Origin of the sequence: Bacillus sp. FSL R9-9530 (genome assembly GCF_038008145.1) — a bacterium.
Classification (GTDB): domain Bacteria; phylum Bacillota; class Bacilli; order Bacillales; family Bacillaceae_G; genus Bacillus_A; species Bacillus_A mycoides.
On the sequence record NZ_JBBOYO010000001.1, the window covers coordinates 5,099,013 to 5,123,712 of the forward strand.

Consider the following 24,700-nt stretch of genomic DNA (forward strand, 5'->3'; position numbering starts at 1 on the left):
ATAAAGTTTGTGTATACAGTTGTTTTTGTGGGACTTTACAAAACTTTTACAAATAATTAAAACCGAATTAATAGTTTAGCAGTATTCTTATATCTGTAATCCTGTTATTTCCGGTTACTTCTAGGAGGAAGAACACGTGAAATGGATGAGCGCATCGATTAAAGTTTTGACATTATCGACATGTTTCCTTTGTTTTAATATGTCTACTGCATTCGCTACAAATGAAATGGGAGAAGTGAGAGTTGATGGATCCTCAACGGTTTTCCCTATTATAGAGGCAGTAGCAGAGGAATATACAAAGGCCCATCCAAACGTGAAAATTTCTATTAGTATTTCTGGGACAGGGGGAGGATTTAATCGTTTCAGTAAAGGAGAAGTAGATATAAACAATGCTTCGAGATTGATGAAACCGGTAGAAGAAAATGCAATGCAGAAAAAATCCATTCAATTTACACCATTTGAGGTTGCTTATGACGGTCTAACGATTGTTGTGAATCGTCAAAATACGTGGGTAAACAATATGACGATAGACGAGTTACGTCTATTATGGAGTGAAAATGGAAGATTGAAACGATGGTCACAAATTCATTCATCATGGCCTCGTGAACAAGTTAAATTTTATGCGCCAGGCGTAGACTCTGGTACTTATGATTATTTCCAAAATGTTGTCTTACAAAATAATCGCCTTGTAAAAACGGTTTCTTTGTCTGAAGACGATCAAGTTATTATGCAAGGGGTAATGAATGATAAAAATGCCATTGCTTTTGTAGGATATGCTTATTATATGGCCAATCGAGATAAGGTAAAAGCAATACAGGTGGATGGTGTATTTCCAACGAAAGAGACCATTCAGTCGGGTACGTATAAGCCATTATCTAGGCCGCTATTTACGTATGTGAATCATGCATCTATCAGAAATAAAATTAATGTAGCAAATTATGTTGAGTTTATGATTAAGCATGTTGGAAGCCTTGCTGAAGAGGTCGGATATGTAAAATTACCAAAAGAAAAATATAATGAACAGCTGCGAATGTTAACAGAAATAAAAAGGTAATGTCAGGGTGGAAAGGGGTTTTCATCTTTGGCTCATAATGACAAAAGTCAAATTACATTTTCTGTACAACATTTGATTGAGAGAAATACAAATAGAAGAAAAAAAACGCAGCGAATCAATCGAATTGTTCCGTTAATACTAAAAGCCATTGCTAGCGTGTCCATTGTAACGACACTTGGAATTATTATTACGTTGGCAAATGAAACAATCATGTTTTTTCAAAAGATATCATTGTATTCTTTTTTGACAGAGAAGGAATGGTTACCTTTTTTTGAAGATCCCAAATTCGGTATATTACCACTTATATGTGGAACAATCCTTGTAACAGCAATTGCCATGTTCGTAGCAATTCCTATTGGTTTAGGTTGTGCCGTGTTTTTAAGCGAATACGCTTCGAATGGCGCTCGGAAAATATTAAAACCGTTGTTAGAGCTACTAGCAGGCATCCCGACAATTGTATATGGTTTTTTCGCGTTAACAGTTGTCACACCACTTTTACAACGGGTTATACCAGATTTGCAGTTTTTTAATGCTATTAGTCCAGGTATTGTTATAGGGTTTATGATGATCCCGACGATTGCGTCTCTCTCTGAAGATGCGATGAGAGCTGTAGCGAAAGGAATTAAAGAAGCCTCATTAGCGCTAGGAGCAACTCGTTTTGAGATGGTAAAACAAGTGGTGTTTCCATCGGCTTTTACGGGCATAATGGCAGCGATTATATTAGCAGCTTCCAGGGCAATTGGTGAAACGATGATTGTTGTTATTGCAGCTGGATCAACACCTAATGTATCGATAGATCCGACTCATTCTATTCAAACATTAACAGCCTATATTGTACAAGTGAGTTTAGGTGATGCTCCGCACGGAACGATTACTTATTACAGCATGTATGCTGTAGGTGCAACGTTATTTATGTTTACTTTTATTATGAATATCATTTCGCAATATATTATGCGCCGTTTTAGGAGGTTGACATAATATGCGAATGTTAAACCATAAGAACATACAAGAAAATATGGCATCGCGTTTTTTAAAGGATCGGATTTACAAGTGTTTGTTTTATATAGCAATTTTGTTTTCAGTAGTAATACTTTTTATATTGCTTTTTCAAATTTTTGAAAAAGGTATAAGTTATCTTTCAATAGATTTCTTTACAAACTTCGCCTCACGTAATCCGAGAGAAGCTGGGATTGTCGCTGCTTTGTCAGGAACAATACTATTTATGAGCATTGTTATACCAGTCTCTTTTATATTCGGAGTCGGAACAGCTCTTTATTTAGAGCATTATGCGAAGGAGTCCGTTTTTAAAAAGTTAATTGAATTAAATAATCAAACATTAGCAGGGGTACCTTCCGTTGTGTTTGGTTTACTCGGGTTAACTATTTTCGTATACGCTCTCCATTTGGGAGAGAGCATAATGGCAGCGGCACTGACGATGAGTTTACTCGTCTTACCAACTGTTGTTGTAGCTAGTCAAGAAGCGATTAGAACTGTGCCGAGCTCATTACTAGAGGCTTCTTACGGATTAGGTGCTACGAAATGGCAAACGATGTATCAAATTGTATTGCCAGTCGCTTTGCCAGGGATTGTAACGGGATGTACGTTAGCGGTATCGAGAGCAATTGGTGAGGCAGCACCATTATTAGTTATTGGGGCCCTTGCCTTTGCAAATTATGTTCCGTTCAGTATGTTTGATAGATTTACGGTTTTACCAATTCAAATTTTTAATTGGATGAGTAGACCACAAGAAGAATTTCAGTATGTAGCAGCAGCTGGGATGATTGTTTTGCTAGGATTGTTGCTCTTTATAAATATATTTGTCTTATGGTTACGAAATCGAAAATAAGTTGGAAGTGGATGAAAGGGGAATTCAAATGGTAGCAACAGTAGTAAATGTACAGGTGAAAAATGAAAAAAAGATTGAGACAGCACCAAAAAAAATAGTATTTGATACGAAAAATTTAAATTTATGGTACGGAGAAGACCATGCTTTAAAAGATATCAACTTAAGTATTCATGAGAATGAAGTAACAGCGATTATCGGTCCAAGTGGTTGTGGGAAATCAACATACTTAAAAACGCTAAATCGTATGGTAGAGTTAGTGCCTATCGTTCGAACTACGGGCGTTATCGAATATAGAGAACGAAACATATTTGATAAATCATATCCAGTTGAAGAATTACGTACGCATGTGGGTATGGTGTTCCAAAAGCCAAATCCATTCCCAAAATCTATTTATGAAAATGTAGCATATGGTCCGAAAATCCATGGTGTTCGTGACAAAAAAACACTTGATGAAATTGTTGAAAATAGCTTGCGCGGCGCAGCTATTTGGGATGAGTTAAAAGATCGTTTGCATGATAATGCATACGGTTTATCTGGTGGTCAGCAACAACGTCTATGCATTGCACGCTGCTTAGCGATTGAGCCAGACGTAATTTTAATGGATGAGCCAACATCGGCGCTAGATCCAATTTCAACATCAAAAGTAGAAGAATTAATTCAGGAGTTAAAGAAAGATTTTAGTATTGTTATCGTAACGCACAACATGCAACAAGCAGCACGAATTTCAGATAAAACTGCTTTCTTCTTAAGTGGAGAAGTTGTGGAATATACAGATACGAACAAATTATTTACAACACCTGCAGATAAGCGTACAGAAGACTACATTACAGGACGATTTGGTTGATATCGCTAGCAAGGCTAAGAGTAAATGCCCTCTTAACAGAGGGCATTTCTCATTTTTACCTCATTTTAAATAGGGGAGTAATATTTCTCTTTTCTCAAGGCTTAATAAACATACAAGAGGCTGGGTAGGGGATTTATATAAAATGGCACATAATATTGAGGGGGAAGAAATGATGGTAAGAGAACAGTTTCAATGTGATTTAAAAACGTTACAGCAAAAGGTGATCGAGCTTGGTGAGTTAGCAAGTGGAGCTTTATTGATTGCTATGGAAGGTCTTCACAACAGGGATGTAGAGAAAGCGTTAGAAGTCATTGATGGGGATTATCGCATGGATAATTTAGAAGAGGAAATAAATGACCTTGCGCTTATGCTTATTACAAAGCAGCAGCCTGTAGCGAGTGATTTAAGAAGAATTTTCATTTCAATTAAAACAGCGACAGATTTAGAACGTATTGCAGACCATGCTGTTAATATTGCGAAATCAACAATTCGTCTTGGTGAAAAAGAAGTGGTTGTTAGTTTACATAATATTGAGGAAATGTTTGAGATTGCTCATAAGATGTTAAATTTAGCATTAGAAGCATATGAGCAAGAAAATTTAACTTTTGCTAAACAAATTGCTGAAATGGATGATTCAGTTGATGAAATTTATGGGAAGGCGATTCGTGAATTTATTTCATCTATCCCTGGACAACCAGAAGCGATTACACAAATTACACAACTATCCTTTGTTGCAAGATATATTGAGCGTGTAGCAGACCATGTTACAAATATTGCCGAGAATGTATTTTATGTAGTAAAAGGAAAGCATTATTTATTGAATGAGTAGGGGGAAAAGTAGGTGATGAGAAATCACCTGCTTTTTTTAGTCAAAACATGACAAAAAAAGCTCATTGTTTCCTTTAGTCTATGATGATAAGATGTATCATAATTAATGGAAAAATAAGTACATATATGTTAGTTACGTCTTATTAATTATTTTACCAAGTTAATGGTAAGCGCTTTCTTTTTGGTGGGAGTTAAAAGGTACATTTATTTATAAAGTGAGGCTTTAATTAGTGGGGCTGTCTCTCGCTGATTGTTAGATCATACCAAACCGGACTTTTACTGCAGTTAATGTGGGGTAAATGATATACGGAGTTCTTGAACATTATATAAGTGGAGGCTGAAGTATATGAAGGGGGTTATTTTAGCTGGAGGAAAAGGGAGACGCCTTAGACCATTAACATGTAATACTCCAAAACCGATGTTACCATTGTTAGAAAAACCAGTTCTTGAATATAATATTGAATTATTACGTCAGCATGGTATTCGTGAAATTGCAATTACAGTTCAATATATGAGTACCGCTATTAAGAAATACTTTGGTGATGGTAGTAAGTGGGGAGTTAACTTGTATTATTTTGAAGATTCTCCTCCGCTTGGAACAGCAGGGAGTATTAAGCAAGCCGAAAGTTTTTTAGATGAAACATTTGTTGTTATTAGTGGGGATGCACTAACTGACTTTCAATTATCAGAAGGAATTGCATTTCATGAACAGAAGAAGAGAATGGTAACGATGTTTGTGAAAGAAGTAGAAAACCCACTCTCATTTGGCTTAGTTGTAATGAATAAAGAACAAGAAATTATACGATATATAGAAAAGCCGAGCTGGAATGAGGTAGTTTCTAATATTGTGAATACAGGTATTTATATAATGGAGCCAGAAATCTTTTCTTACATACCATCCATGGAATTTTCGGATTTCAGTCATGATGTGTTTCCTTTATTGGCAAATAAAAATGCTTTATTTGCATATTTATCAGAAGACTATTGGCTAGATATTGGTACATTTGATCAATATCGGCAAGCTCAATTCGATTTGTTGACGAAAAAATTGAAGGTGCCTATTCCATATACAGAAGTATTACCGATGGTGTGGATGGGAGAAGGTGTAACGATAGGAAAAGGGACGAAAATTCATGGCCCTTCTTTTATTGGAGAAGGAGCAATGATTGGTGCAGGGGCTGTAATTGAACCGTACTCTATTATCGGGAAAAATAGTATCGTTTCAAGTTATTCTCATCTTCAAAAAAGCATCATTTTTGCAAATTCTCATATAGGAAAAAATTGTGAGTTGTTAGAAACAACAATAGGAGATCATACAATGGTCGAAGATGATGTTACACTTTTTCAAAAAAGTATTGTAGCGGATCATTGTCATATAGGGAAAAGTACAGTAATTAAGCAAAAAGGAAAAATATGGCCATATAAGGAGGTAGATAGTCATTCGATAGTAGGTTCTGCCGGTGTTAAAGAGAGTGAAAAGAGTGCAGGATGGTTACAAAAAAGCCGAATTGTAGGAAGGGGTAATGTTGAAATTACTCCTCAATTTATTGTGAAAGTTGCAATGGCTTATGGATCTCTTTTTGCCAAAGGGGAGAGTATATTGATTGGAAGTCAGGAAAATATAGAAACAACTTCCTTTAAAAATTTATTCCTCCATGCCATTCATGGCAGCGGGATTCATACGATGGAATGTAAAGAAATGAATGAGTCGCTTTTTCAGTATGCCATTCATAATTTGCAATGTGCAGGTGGAGTTTTCGTTCAAGTGGAAAGCGAAAGAGGGATTGTTATACAACTGTATGGCAAGGAGGGCTCGTTTTTAACGTATAAGCAGCAAAAAGAGATAGAACAAGTATATATGTCTGAGTCGTTTTATTACGCTTCTGAGAAAGAACTGGGGCGAAATAAGCTAGTTCACGTTTCTGCAAATAATTATGTAGAAGCTGTGTTAGAGCGTATTGATATTGAAACGATACAAAAACAGAAGTTTCATCTTCTTATTAATAAGAGAAATGATATGTTACAACATTTACTTATGATTTTTTTGCAAAGGCTCGGGTGCACAGTTACATGGATTTATGCGGGCGAACAAAAGCATCATGTGAAAGCCTTGATGAAATCAAGTAAAGCAAATATGGCACTTATGTTTTCAGAGCAAGGAAATTATTTCGAGTTATATGATAATTATAGTAATATTTACCAGGGAACAGATTTTGAAGAGGTAGATATTCCAGATTTATTACTTGAATCGGCAGGAAATATTTACCCGATGTCTTTGAAATTAGGAGAATGTTACCTTCTATTTTATACGCAGGATGAAAAAAAGTCGTTTCAAGCGAGATGGAAGCGAGATATTTTATATCGAATTGGAAAATTATTCGAGCTAATAGCATTGCAGGGAAAAACATTTCTCAGCATAGTAGAGCAATCACCTCCGCTCTATCTACTTTGTGATGAAGTTGTATGTTCATGGAATGAAAAAGGGAAAGTAATGAGGAAATTATTGGCTGATATGGAAAGAAAGGAAGAAGGTATATTTGAAGGAGTACAGTTCAAATATACCGAAAAAGAGTGGTCTTATATCGTTTCTGACACAAAACAACCGAAATTTTTAGTGTATTCGCATGCTAGAAACCCAGTAATAGCAAGGGAAAACATGAAAAATCTTATAGAAAAAATTAGACAATATCAAAAGGTGTAGAATTTTTATTTTAAAAGTGGTATTATAGTATAGTCTGATTTAAGTTATTAGTACTGGAGGGAAATAAGAATGCGTGTGAATATTACTCTAGCATGTACAGAATGCGGAGATCGTAACTATATCTCAAAGAAAAACAAACGTAACAACGCTGAGCGTATCGAGCTTAAAAAGTATTGCAAGCGTGACAAGAAGTCTACGTTACACCGTGAAACAAAGTAAGCAGTAGGAATATTTTCCTACTGTTTCTTTTTTTATTCGGTTCCTCTGTTAAAAGTGATACACTATCATCGTAGAGCAAAGTGTCACTGTGAGGGGGAAAATGTGTGAGAGAAGAGAAACTACGTTTACGTAAACAAATAATAGAACACATGAATTCTTTATCAGAAGAACGGTATACAACTTTATCAGAGCAAATTGCAGCTTCGTTGTATGCGCAAAAAGAGTGGGTTGAAGCTAAAACAATTGGAATCACCCTCTCAATGGAAAATGAAGTGAATACATATCCTATTATCGAAAAAGCTTGGGAAGAAGGAAAGAAAGTTGTTGTTCCGAAGTGTAATAAAGGAACACGAACGATGTCTTTCCGGAAAATTAGTAATTTTGATCAATTAGAAACAGTGTATATGAATTTACGTGAACCAATTCCAGCGCTTACGGAAGAAGTGAATGCAGATGAAATTGATCTTCAAATCGTGCCAGGCGTAGCTTATACAGAGCGAGGAGAACGGATTGGATATGGCGGTGGCTATTATGATCGTTATCTCGTGCATTATAAAGGGAAAGCGCTATCATTAGCTTATAGTTTTCAAATGGTAGAACATATTCCAGTAGAGCCATTTGATAAAAATGTAGAAAAAATTATTACAGAAAAAGGAACAATGGTTAAAAATGGGCTTGTATAGACAAATAAAAATTGACGAGACTTTTTCTTCGTGATTATAATAAAATATGTGAACGTTTTCTTATTATAATTTTTTATAGTAAGTGAGCATAGAGGGTGATGAAATGGTATCTATTTATGATATTCAGCAATTGCTAAAGAAATTTGGTACGATTATTTATACGGGTGATCGAATTGCAGATTTACAATTAATGCAAGATGAATTGCGTGAATTAAATCAATCACAGCTAATCGACCCACAAGACTATCAAACAGCTTTATTTTTATTGAAGCAAGAAATTCAAAAAGAGCTAAATAAGAATTAGATAAAGGTAGGTAAGTAACATGGAAGAGAAATGGTTAGTTGGTGTTGACCTTGGTGGTACAACGATTAAATTAGCATTTATTAATGTGTACGGTGAAATTTTACATAAGTGGGAAATCCCTACGAATACAAATGAACAAGGAAAACATATTACACTTGATGTAGCGAAAGCTATTGATAAAAAGTTAGAAGAATTAGGTGAATTAAAAAGTAAGCTAATTGGTATTGGTATGGGAGCTCCTGGTCCTGTACATGTGGCATCTGGAATGATTTATGAAGCGGTTAATTTAGGATGGAAAAACTATCCGTTAAAAGATTTACTAGAAGTAGAAACGGGATTACCTGTTGTTATTGATAATGATGCAAACTTAGCGGCGCTTGGTGAAATGTGGAAAGGTGCTGGTGAAGGAGCAAAAGATTTAATTTGTATGACACTTGGCACTGGTGTTGGTGGTGGTGTTATCGCCAATGGTGAGATTGTACATGGTATAAGCGGTGCTGCTGGTGAGATTGGACATATTACAGTTGTTACAGAGAACGCTTTTCCATGTAATTGCGGGAAGTCGGGTTGTTTAGAAACGGTAGCCTCTGCAACAGGTATTGTACGTGTTGCTATGCAACAAATACAAGAGACAGATAAAGAAAGTGTTTTACGTTCTATGTTAGCAGAAGAAGGGCTTATTACATCAAAAGATGTATTTGAAGCACTTGGACAAGGTGACGAACTAGCAGGTGAAGTAGTGGAAAAAGTAGCTTCTTATTTAGGATTAGCTGTAGCGAACCTTGCTAGTACGTTGAACCCAGAGAAAATCGTAATTGGTGGTGGCGTATCTAAAGCTGGAGACGCACTATTAGAGCCAATTCAACGTTATTTCGAGCAATATGCTTTCTCTCGTGCTGTAAAGAGCACAAAGTTAGCAATTGCAATACTTGGTAATGATGCAGGTGTAATTGGAGGAGCGTGGCTTGTAAAAAAGCACAAATACGAGGCGAAGATGATATAAGTTGTGAATAATGAAAAGAGGAAGGGGCCCCCTTCCTCTTTTTATGCAAGATCTTGTTGGAGAATAAAAATGTAAATGGATTAAGCTGGTGGGTACCCATTATATAGAACAGTCATGATTGTAAACCATCCGAAAACAAGTACGGTTGCAATAGCGAAGCCGCCCGCGAATAAGTTTTTTTCGCGAAGTGTTCTAAGCGTAGCAAATACAGCTAACAGAGTGACTAGCGTAAAAATAATAACAAGGCCCATACAATATCCTCCTCTGTCTACTCATTCCTTAGAATGAGTTTTTAGAATATTTACTCTTTTATATTGTACATGTTTTAAAAATGATTGTCGAGATAACACGCCTTCTTTTCCTAAGAGAAAGAAATGTTGTATCATTAAAAGTAAATTAAATAACTGGAGGAGATTTTCATATGAAATGGATACAAATGCCTTTAGGCCCATTACAAACAAATGCTTATATTTTAACGAATGATCAAAATGAGTGTATTATTTTTGATCCTGGTCATGAAGGAGAGAAACTTGTTACATATTTACAGGAAGCGCAGTTAAAGCCACTTGCGGTTTTATTAACACATGCTCATTTCGATCATATTGGTGCTGTTGATGCCGTGAGAGACGCTTTTCATATTCCAGTATACGTACATAAAGAAGAAGCGAATTGGTTAGGCGATGCAACTGTGAATGGCTCGCAAATTTTTATGATGAACCGCAGTATTACAGCAAAACCAGCAGATCATATTATTGACGAAGAGGGTACATTAACAATCAGTTCTTTTAGTTTTGAAATTTTTGAGACACCAGGACATTCTCCAGGAAGTATCTCTTATTATAGTAAAGAAGCGAATGCTGTATTTTCTGGAGATGTATTGTTCCAAATGAGTATTGGAAGAACGGATTTACCTGGTGGAAGTTTTGCTGAATTAATTGGAAGTATTGAAGAGAAATTATTTGTATTACCAGATGAAACAGCAGTGCTATGTGGACACGGTCCAGAAACAAGTATTGGATTTGAAAAAGAAAATAATCCATTTTTACAATAAGGAGTCATTATGGGGATGGAGCTCAATTTAAGAGAATGGATGGGAAAAGAAAAGGATCATTCGATTTCATATAGTACGTATATGAACCTCGTATTATATGCAGAGGAACATGGGTATTATATGAGAGAACGTGAAAAAATTGGAAGACAGGGAGATTTTTTTACGAGTAGCAATGTATCTTCTGTATTTGCGAAGACTTTTGCTAAGTTTTTTATTCGGCTTGTTGAAAAGGGAGAAGTTTTTCCAAATATTTGTGAGATTGGTGGGGGAACAGGAAAGTTTGCCTATGATGTTTTACAAGAATGGAAACAATTATCTCCGGAAACCTTTATCAATTTAAACTATTCAATTATTGAAGTGAGCCCTTTTCATAGAAGGCTACAACAGGAGAGGCTTTGCTTATTTGATAATGTGTCGTATTATACATCTTATATTGAAATGGGAGAGTCTTTCGAAGGAATTATTTTTTCGAATGAATTATTTGATGCGTTTCCTGTTGAGATAGTTGAGAAAAGAAATGGAATTTTGTATGAAGTACGTATCACGTATACAGATGAGGGAAACCTTACAGAAGTATTTAGACCGATAGAGAAAAGAGTCGGTCGTTACTTATTGAAATATAACATTCATATTGCTGAGGGACAGCGCTTTGAAGTGCCTATTGCAATGGAAGAGTATATAGAAGAGATTGCGAAATGGTTTCAGAAAGGTATATGTATTACAGTTGATTATGGATATACAAAAGAAGAATGGATGCATCCTGCACATCGTGAAGGAAGTTTAAGAGGATATTATAAGCACAAGCTAATTCGTAATCCTCTTGCATATCCAGGAGAAATGGACCTTACTACACATGTTCATTGGGATGAGTTGAAGATGAATTTTGAGCTGCAAGGAATTAATACGATATGGCATAGGAAGCAATCAGAGTTTTTGTTAGCAGCAGGAATATTAGATCAGCTTGCTAGCCATCAAGATACCAACCCTTTTTCTGAAACTCAAAAACTAAATAGAGCTATTCGCTCTATGATTTTGAACGGAGGATTAGGTAATGCTTTCGATGTTGTTATACACACAAAAGATATGAAGAATTTACTTTTGAATCAATATTTAACGATATGAAAAAAACAAGACACAGTATTTTCTGTGTCTTGTTTTTTAATACGACTTTTAATTATGTAGCATTATATATTTTCTCTCATGATATATATTTATATTAAAGATATGAGATGAAAAATATAGAATACACTCTTTTTCTCTGTCTATAGGTCCCTAACCTAATAATACGCGAACGAGTTGAATAATTGTTTCGTTTTCTACTTTGTAGTAAATTTCCAATCCTTTTCTTTCACTAGAAACGATTTTAGCACTTTTTAACTTTGCTAAATGCTGTGAAATTGTAGATTGTGGCATGTTTAAGCCTGTGTACATTGTAGAAACGTTGCTTGGGCCACGTTCAATTAATCCCTTTACAATACATAAGCGAACAGGATGAGCAAGCACTTTCAATAATTCTGCATTGCTTTCATATAGTTCTATTTCTTTTTGAAAGGTTTCTAACATGTTCTTTTCCACCTCCGTGTGAGCTGTTATACCATACTATACATACCAAAAAATCAAAGAAAAGAAAACAGTTGTTGCAGAAAAAAAGTCCTAAAGTAAAGAAATTGTAAGAAAAGAGACCCTGATGTAAATAAAATAGATAAATTTGCACAGTTTTGTAAAATGACATTTTTGAGTGGAAATTTTGATGCGTTTCAAAAATTGAAAGATATAGATATATTCGTAACACAATTTTATCATGATTTTCTTATTCTTTCAAATGAATATACAAAATTTTTAAAATAATATGACAAAGGAATTATAATGTTATATATAGAATATATAACAGGTTAAAAGAAAAGAAGCTGATTATGATCAGCTTCATTATGATGATAATGAAATGTTTGGATGTAACTGATACATCTTAGAATAATCAAGTCATCAGTCATTTATTCTAGAGTTCATCTTTTTAAACAACTATTTTATTTCTTGAAGAGTTTTATTATTCGTACACAGCTTCGTTTCTTCCCTTTATGCATTTACAGGTTCTTCTACATAAGAAAGGGCATTTTCAAAATCGGATATTAAATCGTCAACATTTTCAAGGCCAACGGATAACCGAAGTAATGAATTAGAAATACCTCTTTCATCACGAGCTTCTTGCGACAATGCTGCATGTGACATTTTAGCTGGGTAGGAAAGAATCGATTCGACAGCACCTAAACTAACTGCGAAGACAGGTAATTTTACTTTTGATAAAAATTGGCGGAGTGCGTCTTCTGATTGTAAAGTGAAAGATAGGACAGCTCCGGCTGATGTAGCTTGAGATTGTTGAATGTCAAATCCAAGATGTATTTGTAAGCCAGGATAATAGACATTTTGAACTTTAGTGTGCTCTTGTAAAAAATTTGCGATTTTGTTGGCACCTGCAGCTGAATGTTCGAGACGTACATGCAATGTTTTAATGCCGCGAAGCACGAGAGAACAATCTTGCGGTCCTAAAATAGCACCAAAAGCGTTTTGTAGAAAGCCGAGCTTTTGAGCGAGTTCTTCATCTTTTACGACAGCTAATCCGGCGGTGACATCGCTATGACCAGCAATAAACTTTGTAGCGCTATGAAGAACGACATCAGCGCCAAGATCAAGCGGTTTTTGAAATAGTGGTGTCAAAAATGTATTATCAACAAAAGTAAGAGCACCAATAGATTTTGCAAGATTAGAAACAGCACGAATATCTGTCACTTTTAAAAGTGGGTTAGAAGGTGTTTCTACATAAAAGAGCTTCGTATTTGGTTTAATGTTTTCTTTTACTTCTTCCACATTGGTCATATCAACAAATGTATGTGAAACACCATAACGGGAGAGAACTTCAGTAACAATTCGATAAGTACCTCCATATACATCTTCTGAAATAAGAACATGGTCACCTTGTGAAAGAAGGAGAAATGCAGTAGAAATGGCTGCAATGCCTGATGCAAAGGCAAATCCTTTTGTCCCGCCTTCTAATAAAGCAATGATATCTTCAAGAGCTTCACGTGTTGGATTTCCAGATCTACTATAGTCATACTTTCCGAAAGCATCTACATCAAACTGATGGAATGTTGATGTGTTATAGATGGGAACGTTAACAGCTCCTGTGTGTGAGTCATGCTTGTATTGATTATGCAGTAAAAGCGTATCTATGGAATAACTCATATTCTTACACCTTCTTTTACAAGTTTAATTGCTTGCTTTAAGTCTCGAATTAAGTCGTTGCTATTTTCGATGCCGACTGAAAAACGGAGAAGACGATTACACACACCACGTGCTGTTCGAACATCTTCTGGAATATCGGCATGAGTTTGCGTTGCTGGATAAGTCATTAAACTTTCGACACCGCCAAGACTTTCAGCAAATGTAATTAAGGATAAAGATTGTAAGAAAGGATTAATCCAAGTTTCATCTTGAAGGCGAAATGAAATCATACCACCTCTTCCTGGATAAAATACATCTGTCACACCATCTTCATCATTTAAATAAGCAACAATTGCATGAGCGTTTTCTTCATGCTGTTTCATGCGAAGTGCTAAAGTCTTCATGCCTCGAATTAATAGCCATGAATCAAACGGGCTTAAGACAGCACCAGAGGCATTATGATAATGAGCAAGCTCCTCGCAAAGAGATTTCCCTTTCGCAACGACAAGTCCGCTTAGTACATCGTTATGACCGCCTAAATATTTAGTTGCGCTATGAAGGACGATGTTTGCACCTTCTGTTAATGGTTGCTGTATATAAGGCGTATAGAACGTGTTATCTACAATAAGAAGTAGTCCGTGCCTTTTCGCTACACTTGCTACACTTACGATATCAGTTACTTGCATTAATGGATTAGTCGGTGTTTCTATGAAAATAGCCTTCGTTTGAGATGTGATTGCTTGCTCAATTTGTTTAATAGATTGTGTATCTACGTATCTACATCGAATATTCCACTTGTCTTCATGTTCGGAAAATAGACGATATGTTCCCCCGTATAAGTCTTCAGATACGATAAGCTCATCTCCGGAACGGAATAGTGAAAGGACAAGGAGAACAGCCGCCATTCCTGAACTACAGGCATACCCTTGCTCACCGCTTTCTAAGTCTGCAATTGCCTGTTCTAAAAGGCCGCGAGTTGGATTTCCAGTTCTTGAATAGTCAAATCCAGTAGATTTACCAATTCCTTCGTGACGATAAGCAGTTGAGAAATAAACAGGTGGATTAACCGTTCCTGTTGTAGCTTCGCTACGGTTCCCGATTTGTGCTAGTTTTGTTTCGATTGTTGACATGTGAAAATTCCCCCTTTTTAAAGTGAACGACTAAGTGAAAATAAAAAAAGCCTTCTAAGAAGAAGGCTTTCGGATTGAATAGAGTCTTCTTCCCATCTGTCAAATCTTTCACAATTTGCTGGAATTAGCACCTTATTAACGAATGAATGTTAATGGTTGCTGAGGCGTCAAAGGGCCAGTCCCTCTACCTCTCTAGATAAGAATGTTCGTATGAAATTTTATTATGGTTTTAACTTTACAACAAAAGATAATTGAATTGCAACTTTATTTTAAATAATTTTTATTTTTCCGCAAGTGTCATTGACTTTTATTTTAGTGCGTGCTAAATTTATAAAAAATTAACAAACATTGTTAAAAGGGGAACGTATTTCCTTTTAGCTACATAAATAAAATAATAAAGACAAACTCTTATTGAGAGCGGTGGAGGGAAAGGCCCTGTGAAACCCGGCAACCTTCAAACTAAATGTTTGAAACGGTGCTAAAACCTGCAAAACGTGTGTTTTGCATAATAAGAGGAGGAACAATTATGTCCCCCTCTTCAAAGTGAAGAGGGGGTTTTTATATTGATAGAAATGAGGGAGATTCGTGAAATTACTAGATTTATTATCAAAAGGAATTGTAATAGGTGATGGTGCGGTTGGAACGTTATTACATTCGCATGGTTTACAAAGTAGTTTTGAAGAATTGAATTTGTCTGACCCGGACTTAATTATATCGATCCATAAACAATATGTAGCTGCTGGAGCGGATGTTATTCAAACGAATACGTATGGTGCGAATGAAGCGAAACTCCGCATGTATGGTCTAGAAAATCAAGTTGTCCAAATTAATAAAGCGGCAGTGAATATTGCGAAAGCATCAGTAACAGATCGGAATGCAATTTTAGGGACAATTGGAGGTATGAAACATATTGGTGCTGTTACAACGACTGATATAGAGCGAGAATTTATGTTACTTGAGCAGGCAGGTGCTTTACTAGAAGAACAGGTTGATGGATTACTATTAGAAACTTTTTATGATGAATTTGAATTATTGCATGCGGTTAAAGTATTGCGTAAACAAACGAATATTCCGATTGTTGCTCAGTTAGCGTTACATGAGGCAGGTACGACTCAAAATGGGAATGATGTCAATGAAATATTAAAACAGCTTTTAGATTACGGTGCCAATGTTGTTGGGTTGAACTGTCAACTAGGCCCGCTTCACATGACGGAAGCTTTCAAAATGATATCGATTCCTCAAAATGGCTATTTATCAGCATATCCGAATGCAGGTCTCCCGAATTATGTGGAAGGGCGTTACGTATATGAGGGAAGTCCAGCGTATTTTGAAGAAATGACACCGAAATTTATTGAACAAGGTATTCGTTTATTAGGTGGTTGTTGTGGTACTACCCCGGAACATATTGAAGGAATGAAACGTGCTATTGCAAATGTTGCACCTGTAATAGCAAAGGAGACGATTCAAAGGCCTAAAGTGGTCCATACACATGAGAAGCGTTCGAGAGCTCATGTTACTCTAGCAGAAAAGGCAAAGAAACAAACGACAGTTGTAGTGGAATTAGATCCACCGAAAACGTTAGACACGCAGCGTTTTTTTGAAGGGGCAAGAGCACTGAAAAGGGCTGGAGCGGATGCTATTACTCTAGCAGATAATTCATTAGCATCTCCTCGTGTTTCGAATATGGCTATGGGTGCATTATTAACGAAGCATGATATTCCAGTATTGACGCATTTAACGTGTAGAGACCATAACGTCATTGGACTACAGTCTCACTTACTTGGATTATCAGCATTAGGTATGGAGGAAGTGCTAGCTTTAACTGGTGATCCAGCGCGCGTTGGTGATTTCCCAGGTGCAACTTCTGTATATGATTTGTCATCGATAGAGCTCATTAAAATGATTAAAGAGATGAACGACGGACGCTCTATTTTAGGGAAATCAATTGGTCCGGCAACAAGATTTTCTGTTGGAGGTGCATTCAATCCTCATGTAAGGCATTTAAAAGCAGCGGTCAAGCGAATGGAACGAAAAATTGATGCTGGTGCTGAATATTTCTTAACGCAGCCGATATATGATGTTGCTTTAATAGAAGAAGTATATGAAGCGACAAAGCATTTGGAACAACCTATCTTTATTGGAATTATGCCGTTAGTAAGTAAGCGGAACGCAGATTTTCTTCATTTTGAAGTGCCGGGTATTACTCTCCCTGAAGAGATAAGACAAAGAATGGATGGACATGAAACGAAAGATGCAGCCATAGAGGAAGGGATTCGTATTTCACAAGAGTTGATCGATGCGGCGATGAAATACTTTAACGGTATTTATCTTATTACACCGTTTTTAAAATATGAAATTACAGAACATCTCGTGAAATATGTGAGAGAAAAGCAAGAAGTGAAAGAAGGTATTAATTGATGAAACGAATAGAAGAGAGATTACAACATGAAATTTTAATATTAGATGGTGCAATGGGAACGATGATCCAGCAAGAAGACTTAACAGCGGAAGATTTTGGAGGAGAAGAATACGAAGGTTGTAATGAATATTTAGTAAAAACAAGACCGGATGTTATTTTAAATATTCATAAAGTCTACATTGAAGCTGGAGCAGATATTATTGAAACGAATACGTTTGGTGCAACAAATATTGTATTAAGTGATTATGCATTGTCTCATTTAGATGAAGAGTTAAACGAAAGGGCAGCGCTTTTGGCGAAGCAAGCGGTTAAAGAAAGTGGGAAAGAAGTGTATGTTGCGGGAGCGATGGGACCAACGACGAAAGCGATTAGTGTTACAGGTGGTGTGACTTTTGAAGAGTTAATTGAAGCCTATACAAGGCAAGCGCGAGGACTATTAAGAGGAGAAGTTGATGTATTACTCGTTGAAACGAGTCAAGATATGCGTAATGTGAAAGCTGCGTACATTGGAATTCAATCGGCGTTTGAAGAACTAAACAAAATAGTACCTATTATGATTTCTGGAACAATTGAACCGATGGGAACGACTTTAGCGGGTCAAACGATCGAAGCCTTTTATTTATCGGTAGAGCATATGAAGCCATTATCGGTTGGATTAAACTGTGCTACTGGTCCAGAATTTATGAGGGAACATATACGTTCCCTATCTGATTTATCGGAGTGTTATATTTCGTGTTATCCAAACGCTGGTCTTCCTGATGAAGATGGGCATTATCACGAATCTCCAGCGTCACTTGCTGAAAAAGTAAAACGTTTTGCTGAAGAAGGATGGATTAATATTATTGGTGGTTGTTGTGGCACAACACCAGAACATATACGTGTAATGAAATCGGCGCTTGCCTCGATTAATCCTCGTGAGCATCATGAAAGGGTTGGACATGGAATTAGTGGACTAGAAGCGTTGCAATATGATGATTCTATGAGGCCTTTATTTGTTGGAGAAAGGACGAATGTAATTGGATCGCGTAAGTTTAAAAGATTAGTAGCAGAAGGGAAATTTGAAGAGGCTGCTGAAGTGGCGAGAGCGCAAGTGAAGAAAAATGCTCATATTATTGATATTTGTATGGCAGACCCTGATCGTGATGAAATAGAAGATATGGAAAGATTCTTGGCAGAAGTTACGAAAGTGTTAAAAGTACCGATTATGATTGATTCAACAGATGAAAATGTTATGGCGAAAGCTCTTACTTATATTCAAGGAAAAGGTGTTATCAATTCTATTAATTTAGAGGATGGAGAAGAACGTTTTGAAAAAGTGACACCCCTTCTTCGGAAATACGGTGCTGCGATAGTTGTAGGGACAATTGATGAAGATGGTATGGCAGTTAGTGCAGAAAGAAAGATAGAGATTGCTAAAAGAAGCTATGAATTACTAACGAAAAAGTATGGTATACGCCCATCTGATATTATTTTTGATGCGCTTGTGTTTCCTGTAGGAACAGGTGATGAAGAATATATAGGTTCAGCGGCAGCGACTATAGAAGGAATTCGTCTTATTAAAGAAGCGTTACCAGAATGTTTAACGATTCTAGGTGTGAGTAATATATCTTTTGGTTTACCACCAGCTGGACGTGAAGTATTAAACTCTGTCTTTCTATATCATGCAACGAAAGCAGGATTAGATTATGCGATTGTTAATACGGAAAAATTAGAACGCTATGCGTTAATTCCAGAGGAAGAAAAACGTCTTGCGGATGCATTATTATTTGAAACGACGAAAGAGACGTTAGAAAAATTTACAAACTTTTATCGTGTTGCCAAAAAGAAAGATGTCGTTATACAAGAAACGCTAACACTTGATGAACGACTGGCAAATTATATTGTAGAAGGTACGAAGCAAGGACTACAAGAAGATCTAAGTCTCGCGCTTACAGAAGGACGAAAACCTCTGGATATTATTAACGGGCCGCTTATGACAGGAATGGATGAGGTGGGGCGATTATTTAATGGTAATGAGCTTATCGTTGCTGAAGTATTGCAAAGTGCTGAAAGTATGAAAGCTGCCGTAAGTTACTTAGAGCCACATATGGAATCTAGTGAGAGTGCAAAAAAAGGGAAAGTATTATTAGCGACTGTTAAAGGAGACGTACATGATATTGGGAAAAACCTTGTTGAAATTATTTTATCAAATAACGGATATGAAATTATTAATTTAGGAATTAATGTTCGTTCGGATCGAATTGTTCAAGAAGTACAAGAAAAGAAACCTGATATTATTGGCCTTTCTGGTTTGTTAGTAAAATCAGCGCAACAAATGGTAACGACTGCTGAAGATTTAAAAGCAGCGAATATTGATATTCCAATTGTTGTAGGTGGTGCAGCACTAACGAGGAAATTTACAGATAATCGTATTTCTCCATCTTATAAAGGGCTCGTATGTTATGCAAGTGATGCAATGACAGGTCTTGATATTATTAACAAATTACAAAAAGAAGAAGAACGTGAAAAGATGAAGCGAGATAAAAAGGAACGCCATCTTCATATTGTGAAACAAGAGGAGAAAAAAATAGAAATTCCCGCAGTTATTGAGCCGTTGCCAAAAGCAACTGTTATAGTGCCAGATTCGACGAAACGAGTTGTATTACGGGATATTCCTGCCCTTCATCTTGCACCGTTTTTAAATAGACAAATGTTAATTGGACACCATCTTGGGTTAAAAGGAAACGTAAAAAAACTCTTGCAAGAAGGGGATAAAAGAGCACATGAGCTAAATGATTTAATTGATGAATTATTACAAGAAGGACAATCTTGGTTACGCCCAAAAGCGGTGTATCAATTTTTCCCGGCGCAAAGTGATGGACAAAATATAATTATATACGATCCGGAAGATCACACACGTATTATAGAGCGATTTGAATTTCCGAGACAAGGGAAAGCACCATACCGTACTTTAGGAGATTATATACGCCCGATTGGAGATGAGATGGATTATGTCGCTTTCTTATCTGTTACCGTTGGAGAAGGGGTTCGAGATATTGCAGAGGAGTGGAAGGCGAAGGGAGATTATTTACGCAGTCATGCGATTCAGTCGTTAGCACTTGAATTAGCAGAAGGACTTGCTGAAAAAACACATATGCTCATTCGTGATCGTTGGGGAATTCCAGATTCACCTGAACTGACGATGGAAGAGAGATTCCGTACAAAATATAGAGGAATACGCGTATCATTTGGTTATCCAGCATGCCCAGAACTTGCTGATCAAGAAAAATTATTTCGCTTAATTCATCCAGAAGAAATAGGTATTTCATTAACAGAAGGATTTATGATGGAGCCAGAAGCGTCTGTAACGGCTATGGTATTTTCTCACCCTGAGGCAAGGTATTTTAGTGTACTATAGTGTAGAAGGGGGAGACGTATGAAAAAAATAGTCTTTACAGGTGGCGGTTCGGCCGGGCATGTAACACCTAATTTAGCAATTATTCCACATTTACAAAAGCAGAACTGGGATATCTCTTATATTGGTTCTCATCAAGGGATTGAGAAAACGATTATAGAAAAAGAAGGAATCCCATACCATAGTATTGCAAGCGGGAAGCTACGTCGTTATTTTGATTTGAAAAATATAAAAGATCCTTTTCTCGTGATGAAGGGTGTTATGGATGCGTACGTAACAATTCGTAAACTAAAACCGGATGTTATTTTTTCAAAAGGTGGTTTCGTATCCGTACCAGTCGTAATAGGAGGGTGGCTAAATAGAGTGCCAGTTTTATTACATGAATCTGATATGACACCTGGACTAGCAAATAAAATTGCGCTCCGTTTTGCCTCGAAAATATTTGTTACATTTGAAGAAGCAGCGAAACATTTACCGAAAGAAAAAGTAATATATACAGGATCGCCTGTACGTGAAGACGTACTAAGAGGAAATCTTGAAAAAGGTTTAAAGTTTCTAGGGTTTTCCCGGAAGAAATCAGTTATTACTGTTATGGGAGGAAGTTTAGGCGCAAAGAAAATTAATGAAACGGTTCGATCGGCACTTCCAGATCTTCTGAAAAATTATCAAATTGTGCATCTTTGCGGAAAAGGAAATCTTGATGAATCCTTACAAAATAAAGAAGGATATAGACAATTTGAATATGTACATGAAGAGTTGCCGGATATATTAGCAGCAACAGATTTTGTTATTTCACGTGCGGGATCCAACGCGATTTTTGAATTTTTAACAATGCAAAAGCCGATGGTTTTAATTCCGTTATCGAAATTTGCAAGCCGTGGAGATCAAATTTTAAATGCTGAATCCTTTAAAAGACAAGGGTATGCATCGGTATTATATGAAGAGGATGTAACGGTGAACTCACTTATAAAGCATATAGAAGAGCTATCTCATAATAATGAGACGTATAAAACAGCATTAAAAAAATATAATGGAAAAGAAGCGATTAAAACTATCATTCAACATATTTCAGAGGCATGATTAAACAATCATGTCTTTTTTAGTAGGATGAAAGATTCCAAGAATTGATATTTTTATGTTACAATAAAGTGAAACTTTAATCAGTGGGGGGTTCATCCCCACTGATTATTAGTTGAACCAATCGGGCTTTTACGGGCAGTTAATCCCACACCTAACTTCTTTGTTTTCGCTGAATTTTGAGGTGGGGGTCTTACTGCCCGTTAATGCGGGGTAACAAATGGTTAATAGGGAAATTCCAATTGATTAAGCGTGAAAATACGAATGGATTAGGAGTGACTGTGTTGGAGCTAAGTCTCTATGAAAATACTGCACTTATTATATGCTTTGTGTTGTACGTTGGTAGTGTTATTGTTTATATTTCACGGAAATTTTCACAAGAACGAGAGCTTGAAAAATCAGAAATAACAGCTGAACTAGAAATGTTAGCTGATGAAAGTTATAAAAAACAAAAAATAAAAGAAGATCATGAGGCACCCCATCATTGAAACGCAAATAAGTTCTAAGGATGGGGATTTTTTTTGAAAAAATCCCATTAACGCTAAAAAAGGAGTTTCCCCATACATATTTAAGGAGTGAATATAAATGAAATTTTATATTGCTTCAGGATTTCAAAATAAACATCTTGTTCGTTTCGTATCAAGCCAGTTGAAAGAAGTGGGATGGCAGCATACATATGATTGGACGAAAAATGAAAGAGCAACCAATAGAGAACAATTGCAAAAGATTGGTGAAGAAGAACAAGAAGCGATACGAGAAGCTGATGTTTTCTTACTCATACTAGAGGGTGGGAATGGAAGTCATACAGAATTAGGGATGGCAATTGCTTTAGAAAAGAAAATTTATATATATCACAAGGGCAATGAGTTGCAAACGACATTCTACCATTTACGAGAAGTTGATATTTTCGAAGGAGAAATTGAGGGGCTTGTCTCATATATATTGAATAAAGTGGAATGTTAGACGTGGGAATGCAGCGAGAAATATTTCTTGCAAAAAAAGAGTGAAGGTTACCATTAGGCTATTTTGGGCACAGTTATTATAAGTAAAGCATATAAAGGAGTTATAAATATGAAATTAGAAAATGGATGGGAAACAAGTTTTTTAGAGGTTGTACAAAACAGTGAATTTAAGAAAGATGCAATTCTTAGTCAATTGCTTTTTGCGGATAGTGAAGAAGTAGAAGAGCTTGTTGATGATTACGGTTATGAAGAGATTATTGAACGCGAACATGATGATGAGTTAGCAGGAATTTTAGGAGAAGAACTTTTCAGTGAGCTGGAGCGAAACGTATTCTTATCTCCACAGCCAGAAGAAAAACTTATTTCATTCGTAAATGGATTAGGTTTTCATGTGTTAGATTGGATTGTGCTTCTTGAAACAGAATTTGGCATTGATAGCGCAAACTTCACATCGGATGCAGTGAAAATGTTAGAAAAGCGCTTTAGACAGTTTCCCTATATAGAAGAGAAGACAATTTTTGATATGACGTTTGAAGAAGCGATGGATGTATTAGAATCTGTTACAGGATTACAGCTGAAGGGGAAAATGAACGTATAATGAAAAAGAACGTGATAGCTTCACGTTCTTTTTTTTTACATAATAATAATTTTATCATCTAGCTTTGTTTGTCCAGTAAGAAGTGCATTTAAATACTCTACTTTTCGTATGCAAGCTTGTATATGTCTTTCAACCTCTTGTAACTCTGCTTGGTGATGCGTTTCAATTGGATGAATTTGTACGTTAAATTTTTCGAATTGACTACTATATGTTATTTCTGCATAGCCGCTCATAATATCGGTTTCGTTATGAAATAAAAATTGCTTCGTTTCTTCACAGAATGATACATCCTGAAAGCCATATACTTTTAATGCTTCAATTACTTTGTTAATCATGTTTATATTCATTTTTTAACCCTCTTTACGAAGTTCTACTTTTATATTATAACATAAAAAATTACGTAGAAAGCGCTTCCAAGTGTATTTTATTATAAACTTTACGTTTCAATCATAAAAATGAAACAAAGAAAAAATAATTGTAAAGAAGGAAGGACTCTTTTATTGTTTCGTCATATATATAGAGAAATAGTGCAATGAAAGGAAATTTTCCGAGGTGGAGATTGTATTTCCAATTTGAGCGCAGTAAAAGAGGTGAGAATCTTGAACTTTGATATTGTAGGACAAAAAGCATATATAAAAAATGGGCCGCATCGGAACCGAATTGGAACTGTAAAGAAAAATGAAAAACAATTAGAATCCCATTTTGCTATTGTAATTGGAGAACAAAGTATTGATGTAGAGCTAAAGGATATCGTGTTAGTTGGAGTAGATGTAGGACAATTTCATACATGGTGCGAGCAAAATGGTTATTTGTGAAAGGGACGGGCTGTGAGATAATGAAATATATTTGAGAAAAGAGAATATGTTATTGTATTCTCTTTTTCTATGTTTAAGGAGGCGGAAATGAAATATAAAGCACAGGAGCTTACATTGGAGTTGAAAGAGAAGATTCAATGTATGGAGAATGGAATAGAGCGAATATCACTTGGATTTTTTAAAGCGTATTCGCATTTATACATAGGGGAAAATATGAAATTAGATATGGGATTTGAATGAGAAAAAGAGAATCCCTTTGAAATAGGATATTATTCATCAGTTTCTATAGCGGTATTAGATGAAGAAGGAGAGATGATTGAATTTTACATTATTCCAATTTGGAGATGCGAAAATACTTTTTTAGGGATGCCAACTCAGTCGAGAGTTTGGGGGAGTAAGAAAGTAGGGGAACTTGTTGATGAATCTTGTTATGAGATTGAGGAAGAGTTAAAAGAGCAACTAGAAGAATACTTGGAGTGATAACTTTCAAGAGAAGATGTATAGAGATGGAACATAATAAAAAAGACGCTAACAGTATAAATTGTTAGCGTCCTTT

General features: G+C 36.0%; 24 protein-coding genes, 1 pseudogene and 2 riboswitches. Of the genes and pseudogenes, 20 read left to right on the top strand and 5 right to left on the bottom strand.

Translation table 11 applies throughout. From position 1 onward, the window contains the following. The first annotated feature begins 136 nt into the window (after nt 1-136). From MKX66_RS25855 to glcK, 10 genes are all read left to right on the top strand, one after another. On the top strand, nt 137-1,054 hold the full coding sequence (locus MKX66_RS25855; RefSeq protein ID WP_002138359.1) for a PstS family phosphate ABC transporter substrate-binding protein: 918 nt from the start codon (nt 137-139) through the stop codon (nt 1,052-1,054). A gap of 27 nt (nt 1,055-1,081) precedes the next feature. After that, a complete protein-coding gene (pstC, locus tag MKX66_RS25860) occupies nt 1,082-2,032 on the top strand; it encodes a phosphate ABC transporter permease subunit PstC (protein WP_002088646.1) in 951 nt (316 codons plus the stop codon). 1 nt (nt 2,033) lies between these two features. After that, nucleotides 2,034-2,900 (top strand): phosphate ABC transporter permease PstA, encoded by an 867-nt coding sequence (gene pstA, locus MKX66_RS25865; protein ID WP_002088645.1) that lies wholly within the window; start codon nt 2,034-2,036, stop codon nt 2,898-2,900. Nucleotides 2,901-2,928: 28 nt separating this feature from the next. Next, entirely contained in the window at nt 2,929-3,744 is an 816-nt protein-coding gene (gene pstB / locus MKX66_RS25870) for a phosphate ABC transporter ATP-binding protein (RefSeq protein WP_002088644.1), read from the top strand. A 172-nt stretch (nt 3,745-3,916) separates the two neighbouring features. After that, nucleotides 3,917-4,573: a phosphate signaling complex protein PhoU gene (gene phoU, locus MKX66_RS25875; protein WP_033728155.1), complete on the top strand. Its 657-nt coding sequence runs from the start codon at nt 3,917-3,919 to the stop codon at nt 4,571-4,573. A 345-nt stretch (nt 4,574-4,918) separates the two neighbouring features. Further along, entirely contained in the window at nt 4,919-7,273 is a 2,355-nt protein-coding gene (locus MKX66_RS25880) for a sugar phosphate nucleotidyltransferase (protein ID WP_341087412.1), read from the top strand. A gap of 69 nt (nt 7,274-7,342) precedes the next feature. Further along, nucleotides 7,343-7,492, top strand: coding sequence for a 50S ribosomal protein L33 (rpmG, locus tag MKX66_RS25885; protein ID WP_001265616.1), 150 nt, complete (start codon nt 7,343-7,345; stop codon nt 7,490-7,492). A gap of 104 nt (nt 7,493-7,596) precedes the next feature. Then, a complete protein-coding gene (locus MKX66_RS25890; protein ID WP_002034038.1) occupies nt 7,597-8,175 on the top strand; it encodes a 5-formyltetrahydrofolate cyclo-ligase in 579 nt (192 codons plus the stop codon). 103 nt (nt 8,176-8,278) lie between these two features. After that, nucleotides 8,279-8,479: a YqgQ family protein gene (locus MKX66_RS25895; protein WP_000253699.1), complete on the top strand. Its 201-nt coding sequence runs from the start codon at nt 8,279-8,281 to the stop codon at nt 8,477-8,479. Between the two features lie 19 nt (nt 8,480-8,498). Then, complete coding sequence (glcK, locus tag MKX66_RS25900; RefSeq protein WP_002034037.1) at nt 8,499-9,482, top strand: glucokinase; 984 nt, start codon at nt 8,499-8,501, stop codon at nt 9,480-9,482. Between the two features lie 80 nt (nt 9,483-9,562). On the opposite strand, the gene MKX66_RS25905 is transcribed toward glcK, so the two are convergent. Next, a complete protein-coding gene (locus MKX66_RS25905; protein ID WP_002034036.1) occupies nt 9,563-9,733 on the bottom strand; it encodes a DUF2759 domain-containing protein in 171 nt (56 codons plus the stop codon). A 170-nt stretch (nt 9,734-9,903) separates the two neighbouring features. Between MKX66_RS25905 and MKX66_RS25910 the strand changes: the two genes are divergently transcribed. Both MKX66_RS25910 and MKX66_RS25915 read left to right on the top strand, forming a co-directional pair. Beyond that, nucleotides 9,904-10,533 (top strand): MBL fold metallo-hydrolase, encoded by a 630-nt coding sequence (locus tag MKX66_RS25910; protein ID WP_002034035.1) that lies wholly within the window; start codon nt 9,904-9,906, stop codon nt 10,531-10,533. A gap of 9 nt (nt 10,534-10,542) precedes the next feature. Next, nucleotides 10,543-11,655, top strand: coding sequence for a class I SAM-dependent methyltransferase (locus tag MKX66_RS25915; protein WP_012261713.1), 1,113 nt, complete (start codon nt 10,543-10,545; stop codon nt 11,653-11,655). Nucleotides 11,656-11,805: 150 nt separating this feature from the next. Here the strand turns inward: MKX66_RS25915 and MKX66_RS25920 are convergent, their stop codons facing one another. The 3 genes from MKX66_RS25920 to MKX66_RS25930 all read right to left on the bottom strand — a co-directional run bounded on the left by MKX66_RS25920 (nt 11,806) and on the right by MKX66_RS25930 (nt 14,879). After that, complete coding sequence (locus tag MKX66_RS25920; protein WP_000894375.1) at nt 11,806-12,096, bottom strand: ArsR/SmtB family transcription factor; 291 nt, start codon at nt 12,094-12,096, stop codon at nt 11,806-11,808. 510 nt (nt 12,097-12,606) lie between these two features. Next, entirely contained in the window at nt 12,607-13,770 is a 1,164-nt protein-coding gene (metC, locus tag MKX66_RS25925; protein ID WP_341087417.1) for a cystathionine beta-lyase, read from the bottom strand. After that, a complete protein-coding gene (locus MKX66_RS25930) occupies nt 13,767-14,879 on the bottom strand; it encodes a methionine biosynthesis PLP-dependent protein (RefSeq protein WP_002015129.1) in 1,113 nt (370 codons plus the stop codon). Before MKX66_RS25930 ends, metC begins: the two co-directional genes overlap by 4 nt. A gap of 89 nt (nt 14,880-14,968) precedes the next feature. After that, nucleotides 14,969-15,082, bottom strand: a riboswitch (SAM riboswitch). 202 nt (nt 15,083-15,284) lie between these two features. Then, a riboswitch (SAM riboswitch) is annotated at nt 15,285-15,394 on the top strand. A gap of 70 nt (nt 15,395-15,464) precedes the next feature. Here MKX66_RS25930 and MKX66_RS25935 point away from each other — a divergent pair. The 6 genes from MKX66_RS25935 (at nt 15,465) to MKX66_RS25960 (ending at nt 23,329) form a co-directional block, all read left to right on the top strand. Further along, nucleotides 15,465-17,297: a bifunctional homocysteine S-methyltransferase/methylenetetrahydrofolate reductase gene (locus MKX66_RS25935; RefSeq protein ID WP_002034032.1), complete on the top strand. Its 1,833-nt coding sequence runs from the start codon at nt 15,465-15,467 to the stop codon at nt 17,295-17,297. Beyond that, nucleotides 17,297-20,695, top strand: a complete 3,399-nt coding sequence (gene metH / locus MKX66_RS25940) for a methionine synthase (RefSeq protein ID WP_016100612.1) — start codon at nt 17,297-17,299, stop codon at nt 20,693-20,695. The genes MKX66_RS25935 and metH overlap by 1 nt, the downstream gene beginning before the upstream one ends. Nucleotides 20,696-20,713: 18 nt before the next feature. Further along, nucleotides 20,714-21,772 carry an undecaprenyldiphospho-muramoylpentapeptide beta-N-acetylglucosaminyltransferase gene (locus tag MKX66_RS25945; protein WP_002067149.1) on the top strand — a complete coding sequence of 353 codons (1,059 nt, stop codon included), beginning with the start codon at nt 20,714-20,716 and terminating at the stop codon, nt 21,770-21,772. A 242-nt stretch (nt 21,773-22,014) separates the two neighbouring features. Then, nucleotides 22,015-22,257 carry a DUF3966 domain-containing protein gene (locus MKX66_RS25950; protein WP_085960924.1) on the top strand — a complete coding sequence of 81 codons (243 nt, stop codon included), beginning with the start codon at nt 22,015-22,017 and terminating at the stop codon, nt 22,255-22,257. Between the two features lie 97 nt (nt 22,258-22,354). Then, nucleotides 22,355-22,732, top strand: coding sequence for a nucleoside 2-deoxyribosyltransferase (locus tag MKX66_RS25955; protein WP_002034029.1), 378 nt, complete (start codon nt 22,355-22,357; stop codon nt 22,730-22,732). A gap of 108 nt (nt 22,733-22,840) precedes the next feature. Then, nucleotides 22,841-23,329, top strand: a complete 489-nt coding sequence (locus tag MKX66_RS25960) for a hypothetical protein (RefSeq protein ID WP_002015119.1) — start codon at nt 22,841-22,843, stop codon at nt 23,327-23,329. Nucleotides 23,330-23,364: 35 nt separating this feature from the next. On the opposite strand, the gene MKX66_RS25965 is transcribed toward MKX66_RS25960, so the two are convergent. Continuing rightward, complete coding sequence (locus tag MKX66_RS25965) at nt 23,365-23,676, bottom strand: hypothetical protein (protein ID WP_002165070.1); 312 nt, start codon at nt 23,674-23,676, stop codon at nt 23,365-23,367. 252 nt (nt 23,677-23,928) lie between these two features. Here MKX66_RS25965 and MKX66_RS25970 point away from each other — a divergent pair, with 252 nt between their 5' ends. Continuing rightward, nucleotides 23,929-24,144, top strand: coding sequence for a DUF3912 family protein (locus MKX66_RS25970; RefSeq protein WP_002034026.1), 216 nt, complete (start codon nt 23,929-23,931; stop codon nt 24,142-24,144). 87 nt (nt 24,145-24,231) lie between these two features. Continuing rightward, nucleotides 24,232-24,624 (top strand): annotated as a pseudogene (locus MKX66_RS25975) (hypothetical protein). Nucleotides 24,625-24,700: the final 76 nt, after the last annotated feature.

What these genes read in the sequence shown, in the direction of transcription:
- MKX66_RS25945 (WP_002067149.1), top strand. Translation starts at nt 20,714, where the DNA reads ATGAAAAAAATAGTCTTTACAGGTGGCGGTTCGGCCGGGCATGTAACA.
- MKX66_RS25880 (WP_341087412.1), top strand. Translation starts at nt 4,919, where the DNA reads ATGAAGGGGGTTATTTTAGCTGGAGGAAAAGGGAGACGCCTTAGACCA.
- phoU (WP_033728155.1), top strand. Translation starts at nt 3,917, where the DNA reads ATGGTAAGAGAACAGTTTCAATGTGATTTAAAAACGTTACAGCAAAAG.
- MKX66_RS25915 (WP_012261713.1), top strand. Translation starts at nt 10,543, where the DNA reads ATGGGGATGGAGCTCAATTTAAGAGAATGGATGGGAAAAGAAAAGGAT.
- MKX66_RS25955 (WP_002034029.1), top strand. Translation starts at nt 22,355, where the DNA reads ATGAAATTTTATATTGCTTCAGGATTTCAAAATAAACATCTTGTTCGT.
- pstA (WP_002088645.1), top strand. Translation starts at nt 2,034, where the DNA reads ATGCGAATGTTAAACCATAAGAACATACAAGAAAATATGGCATCGCGT.
- metC (WP_341087417.1), bottom strand. Translation starts at nt 13,770, where the DNA reads ATGAGTTATTCCATAGATACGCTTTTACTGCATAATCAATACAAGCAT.
- MKX66_RS25910 (WP_002034035.1), top strand. Translation starts at nt 9,904, where the DNA reads ATGAAATGGATACAAATGCCTTTAGGCCCATTACAAACAAATGCTTAT.
- rpmG (WP_001265616.1), top strand. Translation starts at nt 7,343, where the DNA reads ATGCGTGTGAATATTACTCTAGCATGTACAGAATGCGGAGATCGTAAC.
- MKX66_RS25965 (WP_002165070.1), bottom strand. Translation starts at nt 23,676, where the DNA reads ATGAATATAAACATGATTAACAAAGTAATTGAAGCATTAAAAGTATAT.
- metH (WP_016100612.1), top strand. Translation starts at nt 17,297, where the DNA reads ATGAAACGAATAGAAGAGAGATTACAACATGAAATTTTAATATTAGAT.
- MKX66_RS25960 (WP_002015119.1), top strand. Translation starts at nt 22,841, where the DNA reads ATGAAATTAGAAAATGGATGGGAAACAAGTTTTTTAGAGGTTGTACAA.
- MKX66_RS25920 (WP_000894375.1), bottom strand. Translation starts at nt 12,096, where the DNA reads ATGTTAGAAACCTTTCAAAAAGAAATAGAACTATATGAAAGCAATGCA.
- glcK (WP_002034037.1), top strand. Translation starts at nt 8,499, where the DNA reads ATGGAAGAGAAATGGTTAGTTGGTGTTGACCTTGGTGGTACAACGATT.
- MKX66_RS25905 (WP_002034036.1), bottom strand. Translation starts at nt 9,733, where the DNA reads ATGGGCCTTGTTATTATTTTTACGCTAGTCACTCTGTTAGCTGTATTT.
- MKX66_RS25895 (WP_000253699.1), top strand. Translation starts at nt 8,279, where the DNA reads ATGGTATCTATTTATGATATTCAGCAATTGCTAAAGAAATTTGGTACG.
- MKX66_RS25930 (WP_002015129.1), bottom strand. Translation starts at nt 14,879, where the DNA reads ATGTCAACAATCGAAACAAAACTAGCACAAATCGGGAACCGTAGCGAA.
- pstB (WP_002088644.1), top strand. Translation starts at nt 2,929, where the DNA reads ATGGTAGCAACAGTAGTAAATGTACAGGTGAAAAATGAAAAAAAGATT.